The sequence below is a fragment of the Planococcus rifietoensis genome (assembly GCF_001465795.2).
GTDB lineage: Bacteria > Bacillota > Bacilli > Bacillales_A > Planococcaceae > Planococcus > Planococcus rifietoensis.
In genome coordinates this window covers 19,567-39,008 of record NZ_CP013659.2, presented here as the reverse complement: position 1 = coordinate 39,008, position 19,442 = coordinate 19,567, and the positions used below count along the sequence as shown (strand labels likewise).

Annotated in this window: 19 protein-coding genes; 6 read left to right on the top strand and 13 right to left on the bottom strand. The window is 49.6% G+C overall.

Annotation, left to right across the window (positions count from 1 at the left end; translation table 11 throughout):
* Positions 1–96: 96 nt before the first annotated feature.
* Together AUC31_RS00195 and AUC31_RS00190 are read left to right on the top strand one after the other, a co-directional pair.
* Positions 97–318, top strand: coding sequence for a hypothetical protein (locus tag AUC31_RS00195; protein WP_058381947.1), 222 nt, complete (start codon positions 97–99; stop codon positions 316–318).
* A gap of 66 nt (positions 319–384) precedes the next feature.
* Positions 385–825 (top strand): YtoQ family protein, encoded by a 441-nt coding sequence (locus AUC31_RS00190; RefSeq protein WP_058381948.1) that lies wholly within the window; start codon positions 385–387, stop codon positions 823–825.
* 1,354 nt (positions 826–2,179) lie between these two features.
* Here AUC31_RS00190 and AUC31_RS00185 read toward each other — a convergent pair.
* From AUC31_RS00185 to AUC31_RS00135, 11 genes are all read right to left on the bottom strand, one after another.
* Positions 2,180–2,488 carry a DUF4870 domain-containing protein gene (locus AUC31_RS00185; protein ID WP_058381949.1) on the bottom strand — a complete coding sequence of 103 codons (309 nt, stop codon included), beginning with the start codon at positions 2,486–2,488 and terminating at the stop codon, positions 2,180–2,182.
* Positions 2,489–2,557: 69 nt separating this feature from the next.
* Entirely contained in the window at positions 2,558–3,541 is a 984-nt protein-coding gene (locus AUC31_RS00180; RefSeq protein ID WP_058381950.1) for a zinc-binding dehydrogenase, read from the bottom strand.
* Positions 3,538–4,479: an ArsA family ATPase gene (locus tag AUC31_RS00175; RefSeq protein WP_058381951.1), complete on the bottom strand. Its 942-nt coding sequence runs from the start codon at positions 4,477–4,479 to the stop codon at positions 3,538–3,540. The genes AUC31_RS00180 and AUC31_RS00175 overlap by 4 nt, the downstream gene beginning before the upstream one ends.
* Before the next feature lie 24 nt (positions 4,480–4,503).
* A complete protein-coding gene (locus tag AUC31_RS00170) occupies positions 4,504–4,767 on the bottom strand; it encodes a cory-CC-star protein (RefSeq protein WP_058381952.1) in 264 nt (87 codons plus the stop codon).
* A gap of 118 nt (positions 4,768–4,885) precedes the next feature.
* Positions 4,886–6,628, bottom strand: a complete 1,743-nt coding sequence (locus tag AUC31_RS00165) for a carbon starvation CstA family protein (protein ID WP_058381953.1) — start codon at positions 6,626–6,628, stop codon at positions 4,886–4,888.
* A 91-nt stretch (positions 6,629–6,719) separates the two neighbouring features.
* Positions 6,720–7,646, bottom strand: coding sequence for a ketopantoate reductase family protein (locus tag AUC31_RS00160; RefSeq protein WP_058381954.1), 927 nt, complete (start codon positions 7,644–7,646; stop codon positions 6,720–6,722).
* Between the two features lie 15 nt (positions 7,647–7,661).
* A complete protein-coding gene (locus tag AUC31_RS00155) occupies positions 7,662–8,636 on the bottom strand; it encodes an MBL fold metallo-hydrolase (RefSeq protein WP_083509097.1) in 975 nt (324 codons plus the stop codon).
* The gene (locus tag AUC31_RS00150) at positions 8,633–9,607 is read right to left on the bottom strand and encodes a quinone oxidoreductase family protein (RefSeq protein ID WP_058381955.1); all 975 of its coding nucleotides are present in this window, start codon (positions 9,605–9,607) and stop codon (positions 8,633–8,635) included. The genes AUC31_RS00155 and AUC31_RS00150 overlap by 4 nt, the downstream gene beginning before the upstream one ends.
* A gap of 12 nt (positions 9,608–9,619) precedes the next feature.
* Entirely contained in the window at positions 9,620–11,383 is a 1,764-nt protein-coding gene (locus AUC31_RS00145; RefSeq protein WP_058381956.1) for an acyl-CoA dehydrogenase family protein, read from the bottom strand.
* 54 nt (positions 11,384–11,437) lie between these two features.
* Positions 11,438–12,211, bottom strand: coding sequence for an SDR family oxidoreductase (locus tag AUC31_RS00140; protein ID WP_058381957.1), 774 nt, complete (start codon positions 12,209–12,211; stop codon positions 11,438–11,440).
* A gap of 154 nt (positions 12,212–12,365) precedes the next feature.
* Positions 12,366–13,328, bottom strand: a complete 963-nt coding sequence (locus AUC31_RS00135) for a threonine ammonia-lyase (RefSeq protein ID WP_058381958.1) — start codon at positions 13,326–13,328, stop codon at positions 12,366–12,368.
* Between the two features lie 148 nt (positions 13,329–13,476).
* Here AUC31_RS00135 and AUC31_RS00130 point away from each other — a divergent pair, with 148 nt between their 5' ends.
* The 3 genes from AUC31_RS00130 to AUC31_RS00120 all read left to right on the top strand — a co-directional run bounded on the left by AUC31_RS00130 (position 13,477) and on the right by AUC31_RS00120 (position 17,166).
* The gene (locus tag AUC31_RS00130; protein WP_058381959.1) at positions 13,477–14,040 is read left to right on the top strand and encodes an SLOG family protein; all 564 of its coding nucleotides are present in this window, start codon (positions 13,477–13,479) and stop codon (positions 14,038–14,040) included.
* A 157-nt stretch (positions 14,041–14,197) separates the two neighbouring features.
* Complete coding sequence (locus AUC31_RS00125; RefSeq protein ID WP_058381960.1) at positions 14,198–15,688, top strand: glycine betaine uptake BCCT transporter; 1,491 nt, start codon at positions 14,198–14,200, stop codon at positions 15,686–15,688.
* Positions 15,689–15,786: 98 nt separating this feature from the next.
* Positions 15,787–17,166 (top strand): Glu/Leu/Phe/Val family dehydrogenase, encoded by a 1,380-nt coding sequence (locus AUC31_RS00120; protein ID WP_058381961.1) that lies wholly within the window; start codon positions 15,787–15,789, stop codon positions 17,164–17,166.
* Positions 17,167–17,250: 84 nt separating this feature from the next.
* Here the strand turns inward: AUC31_RS00120 and AUC31_RS00115 are convergent, their stop codons facing one another.
* Entirely contained in the window at positions 17,251–18,165 is a 915-nt protein-coding gene (locus AUC31_RS00115; RefSeq protein ID WP_058381962.1) for a catalase family peroxidase, read from the bottom strand.
* 100 nt (positions 18,166–18,265) lie between these two features.
* Between AUC31_RS00115 and AUC31_RS00110 the strand changes: the two genes are divergently transcribed.
* On the top strand, positions 18,266–18,535 hold the full coding sequence (locus tag AUC31_RS00110) for a GNAT family N-acetyltransferase (RefSeq protein WP_058381963.1): 270 nt from the start codon (positions 18,266–18,268) through the stop codon (positions 18,533–18,535).
* A gap of 126 nt (positions 18,536–18,661) precedes the next feature.
* On the opposite strand, the gene AUC31_RS00105 is transcribed toward AUC31_RS00110, so the two are convergent.
* The gene (locus tag AUC31_RS00105) at positions 18,662–19,339 is read right to left on the bottom strand and encodes a hypothetical protein (protein ID WP_058381964.1); all 678 of its coding nucleotides are present in this window, start codon (positions 19,337–19,339) and stop codon (positions 18,662–18,664) included.
* Positions 19,340–19,442 lie beyond the last annotated feature (103 nt).

Here is a 19,442-nt window from a genome sequence, read left to right as displayed (position 1 = left end):
ATACGTTCGTTCCATTATACACGATTCATTTCACTTGTTTCATTCCCCCGTCCGGTATATAATGAGAACAAATGTTCTTATCTGAGGAGGGTTATCATGAAAGCGCAACTTCTGAAAGCATTCAAATACCAGCAATTGATCGACATGATGTACATTGCAAACGACGGCACCATCAGCAAACGCCGCGTCAAAATCTTGAAAGTCAGCGGTGATTCGTTCCAGGCGTACTGTTTTTTGCGCCGCGAGAAGCGCCACTTTAAAATCGACCATGTGCTTTCATGTATGCCCGTCCAAACGAGAGAACGTCAAATTGTCTGAATCCTTTTCCGGCTCATGCTCCTTTATGCTACACTAAGAGGAAATGGAAAATGGAGGATGAGACTCATGAGATTAACCGTTTATCTTGCAGGTGAAATTCACAGTTCCTGGCGCGAAGAAATCAAAAAGAAATCCTTGGCGCTCAATCTGCCAGTCGATTTCGTCGGGCCGATGGAAAACCACGACCGCTCCGACAATATCGGCGAAGAGATTCTGGGAGAACAGCCAAGCGCTATCTTCAAGGATGCCGCAGCGTCCAGCTTCAATAATTTGCGTACGAGCGTGTTGATGGAAAAATCGGACCTCGTTATCGCCTTGTTCGGCGAGCAGTACAAGCAGTGGAATACCGCGATGGACGCAAGCGCCGCTTTGGCGAACCATAAGCCGCTCATCGTCATCCGCCCTGAAAAACTGCACCATCCGCTAAAAGAGCTATCCCAAAAAGCAAACGCCACCGTCGAAACTTGCGACCAGGCGATCAAAGCTTTATCTTATATTTTCGAATAACAAAAAGTGCAACGGCTCAGGCCCTTGCACTTTTTTATTGGTGAATTTGAATGATGGAAAATCAAAAGATGTCTCATTCATTGTTGGGTGCTTCTCTGAATAGTAGCTTCCCGGATCGAGCATTAACAAAGATAGCTAGAGTTTTTGTGTGTAAATGTTCGGAGGGTGGTTGCTTTAAGCTTCATTTTACTATTCGCCGCCCGGCTTTGGGTTGGCCTTTGGCAATAAGCCAGGAAGAGCGCCTGTCTTATTGCGTCGGCTCACCCGTGACGCCCGGCGGCTTGGAGATTCCTTTATGTGAAGATTGTTTAATCGGATTTGCTTCTGTATTCAGTTGCCGGCTAGCGGGGGAATCGCTTCCCGGATCGAGCGTTAACAAAGATAGCTAGAGTTTTTGTGTGTAAATGTTTAGGTGTTTGATTTAAGCTTCATCTTACTATTCGCCGCCCGGCTTTGGGTTGGCCTTTGGCAATAAGCCAGGAAGAGCGCCTGTCTTATTACGTCGGCTCACCCTTGACGCTCGGCGGCTTGGAGATTTCATTGGGTGCAGCTTGTTCAAAAATATCTGCTTCTGTATTCAGTTGCCGGCTAGCGGGGGAATCGCTTCCCGGATCGAGCATTAACAAAGATAGCTAGAGTTTTTGTGTGTAAATGTTCGGGGGTTTGCTTTAGGCTTCATCTTACTATTCGCCGCCCGGCTTTGGGTTGGCCTTTGGCAATAAGCCAGGAAGAGCGCCTGTCTTATTGCGTCGGCTCACCCTTGACGCCCGGTGGCTTGGAGATTCCTTTATGTGAAGATTGTTTAATCAGATTTGCTTCTGTATTCAGTTGCTGGCTAGTGGGGGAATCGCTTCCTGAGATGGTGCGTCTGACAGGCCGCTGTTTGAACAGATCAAATTTGTTAGTATTTTTAGTGGATGGAGACATGTGACACTTCATTCTTCGACCTACCTGAAGCAAGCTATATAATAAGCTGAGTTTCTACATTTCATTTTAAAGGAGCTGAAGAAATGATTTTCCCCTTTAAAGCTAGAGACGGAGTGGAAGGGGGCTGACTCCTGAGGGACCGCGCGGGCTGGCGAGACAAATGTGCCGCGCCCTTCGGCACATTGGCTCAACACCCGCCCCTCGGATAGCAGCCCCCTGTAACGCAGTCGAAAAGCGGAAGCTTTTCTACTCACTTTCCTATACTATACTCTCCACGTAGTCCGAGCTATATGGAGTGTTCGATTGGAGCGCAATCCCCCCATATAAAAATTACTACTTCCCTCTCTTGTACTTCACATACTTGATTCCATACAAAAACCCGCCGAAAAATATTCTCGGCGGGTTTTGCAAAGCTGATTTCATTCCATTATTGGTACCATGAACCGACGACCGGATAATTGTATGGCTCGTTGTTCAAGGCTTTGACGATCGCAATAATCGGCACGATGATCGCGATGGCGCCGAACAACAGCAAGAGCGGGAATCCGATCAATATCACGGTCAGCAAGCTCGATGCGAAAATCAGCGCACTCATGACCAATTGGAATAATAAAGCTTGGATCGACAGTTTCTTCACTTCCTGGTCAGACGACAGAATAAATACGATCACCGGGACAAGAAAAGGGGCGAAAAATGCACTGGCGTGGACAAGTATTTTCATTCCTGTGTTCTCCATTGGGTTGACCTCCAGTCAAATTGCTTTCTTACCCTTATATACGGCCGATGATCAAAAAAGTTTCATTTTTTACTCGGAAGCACGCAAAACTACTTTGCCGAATTGCTTGCCTTCCGCCAAATAGTCGAACGCTTCTTGCGCTTCATCCAAAGAGAAGACACGGTCGACGACAGGATGGGTATCGTGCTGTTCGATGTGCTGGATCATGTCGCGCAATTCCTCGCGGCTGCCCATTGTCGAGCCAAACAATTGATATTGCCCGTAGAAAAAGCTGCGCAAATTGAAATCGACATTATCCGCGGTTGTGGCACCGAAAATAACGATGCGCCCGCCTTTTTTCAATACGTCGAGCGAACGGTTGAACGTAGCCCCGCCGACGCTGTCGATGACGAGGTCAATCGTCTGGCCTTCCAGTTCCTTGACCCAATCGCTGTCGGTCGGAATGGCGATGTCCGCGCCAATTTCTTTTGCCTGGGCAAGTTTGTCTTCACTTCTTGAGGTAACGATGACTGTCGCACCAGCGTTTTTCGCAAACTGAATCAAAAATGTCGCGACGCCGCTTCCTGCGCCTGGAATGAACAAAGTATCGCCTTTTTTCAATTGCCCTTTCGTGAACAACGCGCGGTAGCCGGTCAAAGCAGGTAAAGCGAGACCAGCTGCTTCTTCCCACGATAGATGGGCCGGTTTTTTCTCGAGCTGCTCTGCGGAAATGGCGATTTTCTCTGCGAACGTCCCGTGATCCGGCATGCCGAGAATATCAAAGCCTGCTGGCGGGGCATCGCTGTTTTGTTCCCAGCGGAGCCCAGGGTTGATAATCACTTCATCACCCACATTAAAAGCCGTTACGCCTTCACCGAGTGATTCGACAACACCTGCCCCGTCCGATCCGATAATCAGTGCTTCCGGGTTGTCTCCGTAGCGCTTCAACAAGCCAAGGTCGCGGCGGTTGACGCCTGCGTCATGAATTTTCACGACCACTTCTCCTTTTTGTGCTTGCGGTTCGGGCATGTCTTTTAATTTATATTGTCCTGCTTCCATTACGAATGCTTTCAAACTGCGTCACCCTCCTGAAAATGTTGGCTGAATTGTTCAAGCTGTTGCTTGCTGATGATGTCTTGCGAAAACAGCGGAATATACAATAGCTGCTGTTTGGGGAATGTTTCTTTGATCATATCCATGTACTTCGTTTCGTGCTTTTTGCGTTCCTGGAAAAACGCGCCTTCTACTTGTTCCGGGAGCACTTTATTGATGATCAAGGTTTTCACGTGGAGATGGTATTTATCCAAGAGCTCCAACGCTTTTTTCGTCTCTAAAATCGGCAGGCGCTCCGGATTCAAGACGAAAACGAAACCGGTTTGCTTAGCGTCGAGTAAAATATCGCGCGCTTTCGAAAAGCGTTCCTGGCGTTCACGCAAGACGTCGTAAATCGGGTCTTCGCGTGGTTCGCCGTCATTCAACAGCGCTGTATAATTCTCATTGGTCTTGCGGCGCTTATCGAGCAATCCTTCAATCCATACGCCCATCAATTCCGGCAGCGACAATAGGCGGATTGTGTGCCCGGTAGGCGCCGTGTCGAATACCAGCTTATCGAAATGCTGGCGCTCCTCGAGGATGATGTGGATCAGTTTGTCAAAAAGCGCCGCCTCGTCCGCACCAGGAGAGGCTTTGGCGGTGTCGAGCTGGCGATTCACTTCTTCCATCATGCTCGTGTGGACCGTCCCGCGGATATTGTTTTTGACGCCTTTGATATAATTTTCCGTCTCGATTTCCGGATCGATTTCAAGCGCGTATAAATTGTCGGCGATTTCTTTTGTGCGGCCCCCGATTTGTTCGTTGAAGATGTCCCCGACATTATGCGCCGGGTCTGTAGAGACCAGCAAAGTCCTGTACCCTGCTTTTGCGGATTGCCAGGCGATGGCTGCAGCGGATGTCGATTTACCGACACCGCCTTTGCCTCCGACAAAAATAATGCTTTTCGATAATACGTCCATGCCATTCCCTCGTTTCGTTAAATATCAGCAGCAGCGGATTCCAGACAGCGGCGATTTCTCCATGCCCATACGCAAATGCCAGTCGTGGAATTCTTCGATCATGTACGGATAAAGCTCGAGCGTATAGTAATAGACTGGATTCGGGATGCCGAGCATTTCCGAATACAGCATCAATAAGAACAAATCATCTTCACTGCGGAGTTCCCGGGCGATTTCCGTTCGGTGCGGATGTTCCAAGACAGCCTCATACCAGTCGATTAGTTGTTTCAGTTTGTCGCTGATCGGCATAACGGCACCTCTTCCTGAAAAAAGTACAAGGGATCATGAATATGATCCCTTGGCTTTTCCTACTATAATAATGAAGCTTCTGCTGGCAGCAGGTTTCCTGCATCGTTCTGTAACGCCATTATTTCAAATCTTCGTCTGAAAATCCAGGATTTGATTTGCTCATGAGCGCCTGTGCAGCAGTCAAGATGATCCATAAAGTGAACACGAAAATGATGGCCCCGAAGACGAACAGCAAGGTATTCGACCCTTCGTTGTACCAAGCCCATTGCAGGAACACTTGCTGGAACATGGCCCATAACGTCATGAACATCAAGAATATCATCGGAATAATGGTGATCATGTAATTTCTGCCGAGCTTGCGCAGCCAGATCGAAATCAATAGCAAGCTGATCCCAGCAAGCAGCTGGTTGGACGTCCCAAACAGCGGCCATAATAAGTAGCCGCCGGAACCGAATCCGTTTGGCCCTTCCGGCAAGATGACAAGCGCCATGCTCGAAAGTACTGCAATCGACGTCGCGACATGCTTTTTCTCAAGTTGTGGCACTTTGTATTCGACACCGAGCTCAGAAATGATATAACGCATAAGACGGACTGATGTATCGAGTGTCGTGGCAGCGAACGAGACGACGATGATCGAAACGATCGTCGAAGCGACCGAGCCCGGAATCATTAAACCGGAAGCAAGGACCGTTGCACCTTCGATGAAGTTTCCAAGCCCCGCGCCACTTGCGTCAGCAAAGCTGCTGTATGAAGCGCTGAATGCTGCACGGTCAGGGAATAGCGTGATAACGGCAATGATCGAGATTAACGCGAGCACCCCTTCACCGACAGCTCCCAAATAGCCGACAAAGCGTGCATCTGTTTCTTTATCCAACTGCTTCGATGAAGTCCCCGAAGACACAAGTCCGTGGAAACCGGAAATCGCACCACAAGCAATGGTGATGAAGAGCAACGGGAACCAGGAAACGTCAGCGCCCGGGTTGGTTGCTGGAGCTGTGATTTCTGGATTCGTGAACAAAAGACCCAGATACAAAATCGCCAGTCCGACGATCAATTGGTGGGAGTTGATGAAGTCACGCGGCTGGAGAAGTTTCCAAACCGGCAAAGTGGATGCGATGTAGACATAAATCATCAACACGACAATCCAGATGAAGAATGCGCTGGAAATGGCCCCAAGACCAAACAGGCCGGCTCCTTCTTCCCCACCCATATAGCGGACAAGGTCGATTTGCAAAAAGTCGACTTGGCTGGAAATGACCGCTGTCCCATACATGATTGCAAGCGCTATCAAAGAAGGGATGAGCATTTTCATGTTTTTCTTATAAGCAGCATAGCCGATCCAAACCGCAAGTGGAATCTGGATAAATACCGGAATGACGCTGGCTGGATACGAGATGAACAAATTCGCGATGACCCAGGCAAATACTGCATTGACCATAAGAACCAAGATTAAGATGATAAACAAGAATAACACTTTCCCGCGCTGGCCGATCAAACGGTGGGCGAGCGTCCCGACGGATTGCCCTTTGTTGCGGACCGAAAGCGCGAGCGTACCGAAGTCATGGACGCCGGCAGCGAACACCGTACCGAAGACGACCCACAGGACCGCCGGCAGCCAGCCCCAATAAACGGCGATGGCCGGCCCAAGAATCGGTGCAGCCCCCGCAACGGAGGTAAAATGATGTCCCCATAAGACGAACTTATTGGTCGGGACAAAGTCGACGCCATCTTTGTAACGGTGGGCCGGTGTCACGTAATTCGGGTCAAGCTTGAAGATCTTTTCTGCTACGAACTTGGAATAAAACCGGTATCCGAGAACGAATATAAATAACCCCATAGCAGCTAAAGCAATTGCATTCACATTTCCCAACTCCCTTTTGTCTTTTTTGAAATTTCTGCACATCTTGTTTAATCATAGAGGAGTATTTTAATATTGTAAATGTTCTGTTTTTTTATTTCTTTCTATCGTTATTTTCTTCATACAGTTTCAGCTTCGTATAAACGGTCTCGAGCACAGGGACTGAAACGCCTTCTTGCTGGGCTTTTTCAATGAGATGCCCTTGGAGATGGTCGGCTTCGATGCCTTGGTTTTTTTCCATATCGCGCTGCATCGATGATTTCATGCTATCGTCCATGCTGTTCACTTTGTCGAGCTGGATATCGGCGATCCCTTTTTTGATTGGCGCGTCGATTGCCGTCATGACCGCTTCGAGTTCTTCGAGCAGCGATCGGATGGCGGATTGGCCGGACGGCAGCTTGCGGATCGGGCCGATGGGCGATTCCATAAGCGAGGTGATGCCGGACATCGCCGTGATGAACATATATTTATGCCACATGTCCTGATCGATGTCCTCACTCAACACAAATTCCGCTTTCGTCCCATCGAAATGTGCTTTCAATTTGGCGATGCGGCTCGTCCGCTTTCCGCCCCGTTCCCCGTAAACCAATTGATGGATCGGGCTCGTCTGGACAATCGAACCGTCTTCGCCGATGGTTGTCTCGATAAAACACAAGCCCCCGATCACCGCGTCCTCCCCGAATGCAGAGACCAGCTGTTCGACATGTGCAATGCCGTTCAATAGCGGCAAGATCATCGTCTGTTCACCGACGAAAGGACGGATATCTTCGATGGCTTGTTCCAGCTGATAAGCTTTTGTCGAGAGAAGAATAATATCGAACGGCTCGGCTTGCATCGTTTTCGTCAAAAGAGCCGGCTGGAGATGCAAATCTCCGTGCCGGCTGTTGACGCGTAAGCCTTCCTCTTCAATCTTTTTCTTGCGCCCTTCCCTAACTAGAAATGTTACGTCTTCTCCTTTTTCCAACAAACGCGCACCGAAATAACCTCCGATGCCGCCTGCTCCTACCATCAATATTCTCATCGTGACACATCCTTTTTAAGTTTGTTTATAAATCCAGCGCTCCGCTTCCATCACCCGTTCGCATCGGCCCGCGGCGCGTAAATATTCAAGATGGGCCAAAGTTTCCCCGACTGCAAAACGCATTTCATGGACCGTCAACGGCCGGTCGAACAGGCGCTCGCGCACTTCGAAAATCGTCAACGGCTGTTCAAGCATCCGCCAAGTCGCATCCAAACGTTCCTCGTGATGGGCAAGTAATTCATCGATTCGTTTGTTAGCCCCTTGGAACGCTTCGCCATGCGATGGGATGACCCATTCCACATCCAGTTCACGGATCTTCTCCAAAGAATGCATATACGTCAGAAGCGGATTCGGGTCGCCGTGAAACCAATAGGAAATATTCGGCGTGATACGCGGCAAAATATGGTCCGCCGCCAACAGCGCATTGTGCTCGCGTTGATAAAAACACACCATGCCATCTGAATGTCCTGGCACGAACAGCACTTCATAGTCAAAGCGGCCGATGCGCACTTTCTCCCCTTCCTCGAAATGATGATCCACTTTCGGAAGCGGGGAAATGAGCAGTTGAAAGGCTCTCGTATTGTCCGCCATTTCCTGCGCCGCTTCCGCTGGGATGCCCACCGCCTTGTAATAGCCTGGCAAGGCATTCAAAAATGCATCATCCCACGATTTCATTCCTGCGTCCGCATCGATTTTGCTCATCGACAGCCGTGCGCCGGTCTTTTGTTGCAAGCCGCCAGAATAGCCGAAATGATCGGGATGGTAATGGGTCAGGAAAATCTTTTCCACCTTATCATCGCCGATTTCCCGCTCCCACAACTCTCTCGAAACGTCGTTGTTCAATCCGGTATCGATAATCGTCCAGCCACCCTCCCCTTTTGCCATGAAACAATTGACATGGTTTAGCCTAAACGGCAAGGGATGCCTCACGAGCTTCAATCCGAGTTTGTCGAGCAGCTCTTTGGTTTCGGCTTGTTGGACGTCGTTCATGGCTTCAGCACCAGCTTGCCGATCGTTTTGCGGCTTTGCAGCAATTCGTGCACATCAGCTGCTTGGTCGAGTGGATACGTGCCGCCGATCGTCAATTTCAATTGCCCGCTATCCATATATTCGAGCAATTCCTGAAAGCTTTTCTGGAATAATTCCGGTTTGCGCATGATCTGCGGCAGGAAAAACCCAATGACCGATTGATTGCGCTTCATCAATTGGCCCGGCGCGAACGTTGCCTGTTCTCCGCTGGCAGCACCAAAAATGACCAATCGCCCGAACGGCGCCAAGGTCTTCAGTGTATCGTTGAAGACGCTGCCCCCGACCATTTCAAGCGCCAGATCGACGCCTTTGCCTTCAGTGATTTCTTTGATGCGCCCTACCCAGCCATCTTCGCTATAATTCACCAAGTGAGTGGCGCCCATTTTTTCGGCATGGAACAGTTTTTCTTCCGTGCTCGCCGTAGCGATGATTTTCCCGGCACCAAAAAGTTTCGCAAGCTGCACGGCAATCGTCCCGACGCCTCCGGCAGCAGCGTGGATCAATACCGTTTCGCCCGGTTCCAAACGGCCCATCGTTTTTAAAATATGGTAAGCGCTCAAGCCTTGCAGCGGCAATGCGACGGCTTCTTCAAAACTGACGCCTTGCGGCACCGGCGTCAATACTTGCTCCGGAATCGCCGCATATTCAGCGTAACCCGACGATTCGATCAAGGCGACGACGCGGTCGCCCGTTTTGAAACGCGTGACGCCTGCTCCTGCTTCGACAACCACTCCCGCCACTTCAGAGCCCGGGATATAAGGCAATTCGGTCGGCACCACATATTTCCCTTCACGTCTTGCCGTATCGGCATAATTGACACCTGCCGCTTTCACTTCAATGAGCACTTCATGTTCTTTCGGCTTTGGCTGTTCCGAATCGATATATTGGAGCACTTCCGGACCACCATATTCTTCGAATTTCACCACTTTCATCTCATTTCCCCCTTAACTGATATATTGCCCTGCCTGATAAATCGTTTGGGCCAATTGGCGTTTAGCTGCAACTGTTCCCCCGCGCTGCAGGCGGCTGAGTTCGCCGGTCGCCATCGCCGTATAGCGCGCCAGCTCTTCTCCTTCTGTCATGCCTTGGAGTATTTGACGCGCCGTCATCTCGCTTTCGAGCAAGGCATCATCGATAAATATTTGAGTCATCTCCACTTTATGCTGAGCTTTTTTTTCATTCTGCTCGAGTGCTTGCTGCGTCCGCGCGACGGCTGATTCGGCGGCATACAAGCTAATCGCAAGGTCGGCGAGTTTCAGCAGCGCCTCTTGCTGTTCCCCGATCTCTGCGCCGTAGGATTTTGCGGCAAGCCCGAGCGTACTGAGGAAGACGCGCCGCATCGCCCGCACGGCTTCCGTTTCGCGGGCAAGTGTCCCGATATATGGAACTTCCGGCGTCTGCATTTCCTCAAAAGCCTGCGTCGCTGCAGCTTCCAGGTCGAATGCGCCTTTTGCGGCTGCTTTCAATACATTCCCTGGGACGAGCAGCCGGTTGACTTCATTCGTGCCTTCGAAAATACGGTTGATGCGCGAATCTCTGTACACTTGCTCAATTTTGTATTCCTGGATATAGCCGTAGCCGCCGAACAACTGCAGGCTTTCATCCGCGACGAAATCCAAGGTCTCGGAGCCATATACTTTGCAAATGGCACATTCTGCGGCATATTCCATCATCCGCTTGGCGATCAATCCGTGGTCCTGTGATTCATACAATCCGCCAAGCGCTTCTTCGAGATAGCCGGCGGTGCGGTATTGCAGCGATTCCAAAGCGAATATGCGCATCGCCATCTTCGCCACTTTTTCTTGCGTCGCCGAAAACTCCGAGATGGCCCGATTAAATTGCTTGCGCTCCTGCGTGTAGTCCAGTGCCAACGATAAACTGAATTTGGCAGCTCCCATGCAGGCCGACCCTAAATTAAAGCGGCCGAGATTCAAAACGTTCAATGCCACGAGATGGCCTTTTCCGACTTCGCCGAGCACATTTTCCACCGGCACTTTACAATCTTCGAAAATGACCGGGCGCGTCGAAGATCCTTTGATGCCCATTTTCTTCTCTTCAGGCCCGAGCGATAAGCCAGGATGCTTCTTTTCGACGATAAATGCCGTGAACGCTTTGCCATCCACTTTCGCATAGGTAATGAAGGTATCGGAAAACGCAGCGTTGGTGATGTATAACTTTGAACCATTCAGCAAATAATGCGTCCCTTTTTCATTCAGCACCGCAGTCGTTTGGGCAGCAAGCGCATCCGAACCCGCTCCCGGTTCCGTCAGGCAATAAGCCCCGATAAACTCGCCGCTTGCAAGTTTCGGCAAATAATATTGTTTCTGTTTTGGCGTGCCGAAATATGTGATGGGCAAGGTCGCGATGCATGTATGGTTAGAATGTGCCACGCCGTATCCGCCTGCAGGGCCGAGCGATTCGCCGACCAGCCCTTTACTGATTTTATCGAGCCCGAGCCCGCCGTAAGCCTCCGGAATGCTGTGCGCGAGAAGGCCCAGTTCTCCTGCTTTACGGAAAAGCTCCTGGACGAGTTCGAAATCCTGCCCTTCCAGCCGCTCGTTGTGCGGGTGCACTTCTTTCTCCAGAAACTGCTTCGCTGTTTTCGCAATCATTTTATGTTCATCGGTAAACTGTTCAGGTGTAAAGATCGGACCCGCGGCTTTTATCAAGAAATCAGCGCCCCGGTATACATTCGCCTCAGCTTTCATCTTCTCCGTCCCCTTTTTTGTTCAAATATGTACCGCATCCAGTGGCTTATTCCCTTACATGGCGTGCATGCCGCCGTCGACCATCACGACATCGCCTGTCACATAATCCGAAGCTTTCGCCGCCAGGAACAAAGCCGCGCCTTTCAAGTCTTCGTCTGTCCCGAAACGGTTTAACGGCGTTCTTGCCAGCAAGCCTTCCTCGCCATGCTTCATCACGTCTTTCGACATTTTCGTCGGGAAGAAGCCAGGTGCGATGGCGTTGACTTTGATGTTATGGCGCCCCCATTTTGCCGCCAAGTCTTTTGTGAACGTGATGACCGCGCCTTTGCTTGTATTGTAGCCGATCGCATCCATCAACTGCGGGTCGATTCCCCCGAGCCCGGCGACTGAAGCGATGTTGATGATCTTGCCGCTGTTTTGCGGAATCATCACTTCCCCCACAGCCTGGCTCATGAGAAACGTCCCCGTGACATTGACCGCCATCACTTTATTCCATGCTTCAAGCGGCATCTCTGACACAGGCGCTCCCCAGGAAGCCCCTGAATTGTTTACGAGAATATCAATCGTCCCGAACGCCTCGACAGTCTTCTCGACAACATTTTTAACGTCTTGTGGATTGGTGACGTCACAAGCGAGCGCCAAAGTTTTCACGCCCTTCGCTTCGAGTTGCTTAGCGACTTCCTCGCACGCTTCTACTTTTCGTGAACATAGCACCACATTGGCGCCAGCTTCGGCAAAACCTTCCGCAATCTGTGCACCAAGCCCCCTGCCGCCTCCTGTCACGATTGCTGTCTTTCCGGTTAAATCGAATAAATCCATCACTGGCATATTGCTTCCCCCTTCATTATAAATACCGACTAGTCGGTATGTTCAGAATACTTAAACTTTATGTTACCGTTTTCATCACTAATATGCAATCGCCTTCCCACGCCAAAAAAAGCCGAGCCCGTAACGATCAGGGCTCGGCTCAAGGCAATTTGATTTATTTGGTTTCAGCAGCATTCAGCAATCCGGCGAAACGCGGGAGGTCGACATTGCCGCCTGAGATCACCGCAACGATGGTTTGACCCGGCGCGCCTGCTTTGCCCGACATGATGGCAGCTGCGGCAACTGCACCTGAAGGTTCCACCAGCTGCTTTGTGCGTGCGGCGATATCGCGCATCGCTTCGATGATTTCCTGTTCTTCCACCAACACCAGCCCGTCGAGCAGCTCACTCACAATCGGGAACGTCAAGTCACCGGGCTGCGAGGTCCGTAAGCCGTCGGCAATCGTTTCGGTCGGGCCGATCGCTGTAATCTCTCCCCGCTCCAAAGATAAGGCCGTGTCATTCGCAAGCGCTGGCTCTGCGCCGATCACCAATATATCCGGACGCTTTGCTTTCACTGCCGTCAAGATGCCGGAAATCAATCCGCCGCCGCCGACAGGCACCACGATGAATTCAGCATCCGGCAGTTGCTCGACCATCTCTAAGCCCACTGTCCCTTGTCCTGCGATAATGTCACGATGGTCATACGGAGGAATGTAGACGCCGCTCAGTTGGTTCGCCAGCGACTTGGCATGCGGAATCCGCTCCGCTGAAGTCGTGCCGCAATATTCTATCTGTCCGCCATACGCTTTGATCGCTGCGACTTTTGCCGGGCTTGCGTCCGTCGGCACGACGATAACAGAGGAGATGCCGAGCTCGTTGGCCACATAAGCGACCGCTTGTCCGTGATTGCCGGAAGAAGCGGCCGTTACGAGCGTCGCCCCGTTCGATACTGCATTCGTCACAGCGTTCGCCGCCCCGCGAATCTTGAACGAGCCCGTCTTCTGCAAATGCTCGGCTTTAAAGAACACGCGGCGCCCCCATTTTTCCTGGAGCGACTGTGAATGCACAATCGGCGTTTTATGGATGATATTTTGAATGCGGCTTCTCGCCTGTTCCACTTCTTCAATATTGGCCACTGGCCTCACTCCTTTTTTCGTTTAGCTTACCATAAGAGTGAATATTCAGTTACCGAAAGGCGGATGATGCGAACGAGCCGTGCATTCTCCATAATGGAAGAAAATGCGTTAAACTGATAACACTGATTTGCATAAAGGAGGAGACGATATGCTCAAACGCTTAGTCATCACCGGCTATAAACCGCACGAGCTCGGCATATTCGACGACAAGCACGAAGGGGTGCGCTTTATCAAGAAAGCACTCGAAAACCGCTTGCGCGCACTGGTCGACGAAGGGCTCGAATGGGTGATCTTGAGCGGCCAGCTGGGCGTCGAAACCTGGGCCGCCGAAGTGGTGATCGAGTTGCAGGAGGAATTTCCACAGCTGCATTTCGCCATTCTTACGCCTTTCGAGGACCAGGAGAAAAACTGGAACGAAGCGAAACAGGAAAAATACGAATTCCTGTTATCCCAAGCCGATTTCCACCGCAGTTTGACGAACAAGCCTTATGAGGCACCGTGGCAGTTTGTCGAGAAAAATAAGTTCTTTCTCCGAAATTCCGACGGCATCCTGCTGATTTACGACGAGGAAACGGAAGGATCGCCGAAGTTCATCAAACAAGAAGCCGAACGCTATGCCGAAAAGAACGAATACGACATCCTCATCATCTCGGCCGATGATCTGCGCATCGTCGCGGAAGAGGAACAGCAAAACGAATGGAACGGTTGGTAATGGAATGCCCTGTGCGCAAAGTGCAGGGCATTTTATCATCTTTTTTTCATATTCGAATAGTAAAGAGCAATTTTTCAATACTAGCTAAGCATTTGACTATTTTATCGCAATCCTATACCTTTAATAGTTATGTTAAAAAAACATCATAGGAGGAAACATGAACAAAGCAACTAAAGTTTTCTATATCGCATTCGGACTTGTCATTTTGACTGTCGGTTTTGGGGTTATTGCTCCAGAATTATTCGAGCAAGGCACTGGAACCATTCGCAACTACATCAACACCGCCTTCGGCTGGTATTATCTTACAATCATGGCAATCCTCCTGATTCTCGTTATTGTTATTATTTTCAGCCCTTATGGCAAAATCAGGCTCGGTCGTGATTCCGACCGCCCGGAATTTTCTACTTTCACTTGGGTCTCCATGCTGTTTTCAGCAGGGATGGGAATCGGCCTAGTATTCTACGGAGCAGCTGAGCCACTATCGCATTTTGCAATTCAACCGGCCACCGCTGAAGTTGGATCAGACGAAGCGTTTAAAGAAGCCCTGCAACGCACTTATTATCATTGGGGCATCCACATTTGGACAATGTATGGAATGGTCGCCTTGTCATTGGCCTTCTTCCAATTCCGAAAAGGAGAACCTGCACTCATTTCGTCTACATTAAAACCTTTATTCGGTGATCGGATGAACGGGCCGCTCGGTACATTGGTCGACGTTTTGGCTGTATTCGCTACTGTGTTTGGTGTAGCTACTTCACTCGGATTTGGCGCTGCTCAAATTAATGGTGGGATCGCCTACCTATTCGGCGCCCCTCAAGAAGAATGGGTACAGATGGTCATCATCGGTGTTGTAACATTGCTGTTTATTATGTCGGCCTGGTCTGGCCTTAATAAAGGCATCAAATACCTTTCCAACACGAACATGGTGCTAGCGATCACTCTTCTTGCACTCGTTCTTGTTCTTGGGCCCACTATCTTAATCTTGAATATCTATACAGAAACTTTTGGTGCTTATATTCAAAACCTGATTGGATTGAGCTTCCAATCCGCTCCTCTTAGTGCTGAAAATCGCAGTTGGCTGGATAGCTGGACGATCTTCTACTGGGCATGGTGGATTGCTTGGGCACCATTCGTCAGCATGTTTATCGCCCGCGTATCAAAAGGCCGGACAATCCGTGAGTTTTTGATTGGTGTTGTTTTAGCACCTACGATCTTCGGATCATTTTGGTTCGGAACTTTCGGAACGACTGCTATTGATATGCAAAAAAGCGGCATTGATTTGACAGCTTTTTCCACCGAACAAACTTTGTTTGCTGCATTCAGTCATTTGCCGCTGGGCATGATTATGTCAATTCTCGCTATTTTGCTTGTTAGCACATTCTTCATCACGTCCGCAGATTCTGCGACTTTCGTGCTCGGCATGCAGTCGACGAACGGTTCCTTGCTTCCGAGCAACCAGATCAAGATTCTTTGGGGCATCGCCCAGTCGCTCGTCGCCGCAATCCTGCTTTCTGTCGGCGGCTTGACAGCTGTGCAAAACACCATCATTATTGCGGCTTTGCCGTTTTCATTCGTTATGATTCTGATGGTCATTGCATTGTTCAAAGCTTTGAATACCGAACTTCAATTAATGCAGCGCAAAAAATAATTTCCTGCCCGCCATTACTTCAATGGCGGGTTTTTTCTATAGCTTACTGGCTAGGCGAAAGGGTATAGGACTGTAACGATATTTTGGAGGTGCTTGCATTGGAAGAAGAAACGAAGAAAATCATTCAAGAATCACTCGATGCCCTATACGAAAAAAAGGAATTTCTTCCTGATTTGACTGATGGCGTCCGTACTCAAGCATTCAACTCATTAAGCGCCATTATCTCCACGCCGAACAATATCCATAAATCGTTTTTGCGGGTCCCGCGGGAAGACGGCACAATCGAACGAATCCCCGCTTATCGTGTGCAGCATAACGATAGCTTAGGGCCCTATAAAGGCGGCATCCGCTTTTACGAAGGGGTCAATGAAGAAGAAGTCGTCAATTTGGCTTTTTTGATGACCTTAAAAAACGCCCTTCATCAAGTGCCTTTTGGGGGCGGCAAGGGCGGCATCGTCATCAATCCGCGCAATTATAGCGAAAAGGAATTGAACATCGTGTCGCGCAAATATGTCCGTTATTTCGCTGATGTCATCGGGCCGGATAAAGACATTCCAGCACCCGATATGGGGTCTGGCGAACGCGAAATGGACTGGATGATGGCAGAGTATAAAAAGATCCACCACGGCAAGCCTTATCTCGGCAGCTTTACTGGCAAAAGCGTCGTCAACGGTGGATCGCTCGGCCGCCGGGAAGCGACCGGAAAAGGCGTTTATTTCACTTTCCGATACATGATTCACGATTACGTCTTGGCGCATAAAGAACAACTGGAAAATTCCATCAATCCCTTTTCAAAAACCGCATTGGCGCATGCCGAGCGCCCCTTGAAGATGGCCGTCCAGGGATTTGGAAATGTCGGCTCTGTCGCTGCGCTCGAAGCTTATCATTGCCGTTCATTGAACAATCAAGTCATCGCTGTCAGCGACCGCAACGTTACACTGTTTAACGAAGATGGCCTCGATATCCCAAGCTTGGTCGCCTTCACTTCAAGCAACCGCGGGGATTTACCGAAAGATGAAGCAGAACTTGATAAATCCGGTATCCAGGCAGAAATCCGCGGGCGTGATGAATTATTGACATTGCCCGTCGATGTACTTTTTTTAGCGGCGCTCGAAGATCAGATTCATCAAGGCAATATGGAACACATCCAAGCCAAGATCATCGTAGAAGGCGCAAATGCACCGACAACACGGGTTGCCGATGAATATTTAGACAATCAAGGGGTCATCATCATCCCGGATATTTTAGCCAATGCTGGCGGTGTCATTGTTTCGTATCTTGAATGGCTGCAGGGCCGCGAAACCCAATACCATGAAGAGTCGGAAGTGTTCCGTCTGCTATTGGAGAAAATGCAGGAGACAATGGATACGATCCTTCCCCAATATTTCGGGGACCCGTATCCACTTCGTGAAAATTGTTTTATCCATGCCGTACAGCGTTTATCGACTGTGCTGCATAAGCAAGGCAAGCTCTATTAAAAAAGACAACCCGTTGAAACTCAGCGGGTTGTCTTTTCACTTTGGAAAGCAAACCTAGCAGCCTTTCGGATGGCTAGCGTGCACTCATCCATTTTCTGCTGTGCGTTTTTCGTAAGAATGCCGATATGCCCCCCGGCGGAACTGAAGAATCGGATCGTCCGAACAGCTAACGCCTGCAGTCATTACGGTTGGATCATACAGTGCTTGTTCAGCTTCATCATCAGGCGCTTCGATCACCAATCGACCAAGGAAGATGCGTTCACGATTTTTTGGCCAATCGCGCGTCGGATCGTCTGTCGGGTCGCCTGCTTCGCCGATAATGGCATACAGTTTAAAACAAACAGGGCTGCGCGCGGTTCGCTCAGCCAATTCCTGTTCGTAATAGCCGAAAGGCAAGTCCTTCATATCCTTTATGGACCGCTTGTCTTCTCCGGCATCCGGCTCAAATACGTATTTGATTGCCTGTTTATTGCCGTGCTTTTCAAAATAAAACGCATGGATGGAATGATAGATGCCCGTCGCGAAACTTTCAGGCACCGTCATTTTTTTCATGCTCGAAAACATCGCCCGCACCTCAGGAAAATCCGTCAGCAGCTCTGCCAGTTCTGCCAATTTCGGCCGGCCTTTTTGAAAAGAACGGGACACTTCAAGCATCTCCACGAAACGTTCCGGCGAACGCGTAAAGAACACCGGTGAAGTCACCGACACGATATTCGTCACCTCTTCCAGCCCTATTTTGAATTGGATCGCCATGCCTTTAACTGGCGACATGGCATCGGCCCAAGTGGGATCCGGTGAGAAATGGGAAAAGCGCACAAGCACCGGTATTGTTGTATTTTTAAAATGTTCAGCATCGGTCAATCCGATTGCCTCCCCACTTCCTTCAAATAATCCTTTATAGCCCGCGCCCCTTGCGTGCGCACGCCGGTAGCCTTTATGCTCACCGAAAACTTCTTCGATCTGATTAACAGCGTGTTGTTCTTTTTGACTGGCTTCCATGCTATCCCTCCTTTTTTTCTTTCATACCCGCTATGCATATTATTGAAAAGAACGGGAATACCTTGTAAGTAGAATGCTTTTTAAAAAGGAGGAAATTTAAATGGATTTTCAACATCAAGACAACCGGATTGCCATGCTCGACGGTTCTGAAGAAGTCGGGTTTGTCAGCTATATTGAAAACGGCGATGTACTGACGGTGGACCATACCGAAGTAGCTCCAGAACTCAGCGGGCAAGGCATGGGCAAAGAACTGGTCGGCAAAATCGTCGAGCACGCGAGAAACGAAGGCAAATCAGTGGACCCGCAATGCCCATACGCAAAAAAAGTAATCGAAGGCACAGAAGAATTCCAGGACGTCCTGGTGAAATAAAGGATAGAAAAAAAGGAAGCCGCTGCGGCTTCCTTTTTTTAGTATCGAGAAACTCCAAATATTCAACTTTCATTTAGCTCAAGCTTCCCGTAGCAACTGTGCTACCACATTTGCGGCCTTTTTTTATTACCGGAAATCGCCGTCTGCTACATTGTAGAGATAGCTCCAGTTGTCCGCTTTATGCAAGTCGTGGAACGTCAGCTTGTCGCCTGTTCCGAGTGTCACTTCTTCGCCCATGATCGCGACGACCATGGCCGTTCCTGTGTTGTCCAAGTTCAAATAGACATCGCCGATTGACGGGCGGATCGAGCTTCTGTCGCGCAAATCATCTGCGAGCTGTGCATCATGCTGCTGCTGCTCTGCAGACACTTTTCCTTTGTCGAAATACGCAATATCGTTGCTGCCTTGCTCTTCTCCTGGAACCATCACGAAGAATTCTCTCGATTTGACAGTGTTTTGTCTTGTGGTGATGACATTCTTCCCTTCGACTGATTCGATTTTCTCGAACTCGTTCAAGGAATAATGGTCCATATAATCCGGATCCGGCTTAGCGATTAAGATGTAGCCGCCCTCTTCTGCCGGTACGTCTTCGCGCAATGTGTAGCGCTCCCCGAAGAACATGAACGAATCCATGTGTTTCGGCTTGTAGAGCGACACTTCGTCAGCGCGGCTTGCTACTTGCTCCATGTCCTTGACACGGAACATCAAAACCGATTTTTTAGCGAGCGGCTTGACGGAATAAACTTTGTGCAATTCGTTGTTATAGTAGACGAATTGGCCTTTTCGTACTTGAAGTAATTTCATTCTTTCCCCTCCGATACTATCAGTGCTATGGACCATTTTAGAGCAAACAATGCAGGAAGTCCATGCAACCGAATGATTTATCTGCTATTGTGAAAACATCCCA

Bases quoted from the DNA above. Each gene is read 5' to 3' on its own strand.
- AUC31_RS00190 (WP_058381948.1), top strand. From the start codon at position 385: ATGAGATTAACCGTTTATCTTGCAGGTGAAATTCACAGTTCCTGGCGC.
- AUC31_RS00115 (WP_058381962.1), bottom strand. From the start codon at position 18,165: ATGGAAGCCAGTCAAAAAGAACAACACGCTGTTAATCAGATCGAAGAA.
- AUC31_RS00150 (WP_058381955.1), bottom strand. From the start codon at position 9,607: ATGAAAGTGGTGAAATTCGAAGAATATGGTGGTCCGGAAGTGCTCCAA.
- AUC31_RS00140 (WP_058381957.1), bottom strand. From the start codon at position 12,211: ATGCCAGTGATGGATTTATTCGATTTAACCGGAAAGACAGCAATCGTG.
- AUC31_RS00105 (WP_058381964.1), bottom strand. From the start codon at position 19,339: ATGAAATTACTTCAAGTACGAAAAGGCCAATTCGTCTACTATAACAAC.
- AUC31_RS00195 (WP_058381947.1), top strand. From the start codon at position 97: ATGAAAGCGCAACTTCTGAAAGCATTCAAATACCAGCAATTGATCGAC.
- AUC31_RS00125 (WP_058381960.1), top strand. From the start codon at position 14,198: ATGAACAAAGCAACTAAAGTTTTCTATATCGCATTCGGACTTGTCATT.
- AUC31_RS00175 (WP_058381951.1), bottom strand. From the start codon at position 4,479: ATGGACGTATTATCGAAAAGCATTATTTTTGTCGGAGGCAAAGGCGGT.
- AUC31_RS00110 (WP_058381963.1), top strand. From the start codon at position 18,266: ATGGATTTTCAACATCAAGACAACCGGATTGCCATGCTCGACGGTTCT.
- AUC31_RS00160 (WP_058381954.1), bottom strand. From the start codon at position 7,646: ATGAGAATATTGATGGTAGGAGCAGGCGGCATCGGAGGTTATTTCGGT.
- AUC31_RS00155 (WP_083509097.1), bottom strand. From the start codon at position 8,636: ATGAACGACGTCCAACAAGCCGAAACCAAAGAGCTGCTCGACAAACTC.
- AUC31_RS00185 (WP_058381949.1), bottom strand. From the start codon at position 2,488: ATGGAGAACACAGGAATGAAAATACTTGTCCACGCCAGTGCATTTTTC.
- AUC31_RS00130 (WP_058381959.1), top strand. From the start codon at position 13,477: ATGCTCAAACGCTTAGTCATCACCGGCTATAAACCGCACGAGCTCGGC.
- AUC31_RS00145 (WP_058381956.1), bottom strand. From the start codon at position 11,383: ATGAAAGCTGAGGCGAATGTATACCGGGGCGCTGATTTCTTGATAAAA.
- AUC31_RS00170 (WP_058381952.1), bottom strand. From the start codon at position 4,767: ATGCCGATCAGCGACAAACTGAAACAACTAATCGACTGGTATGAGGCT.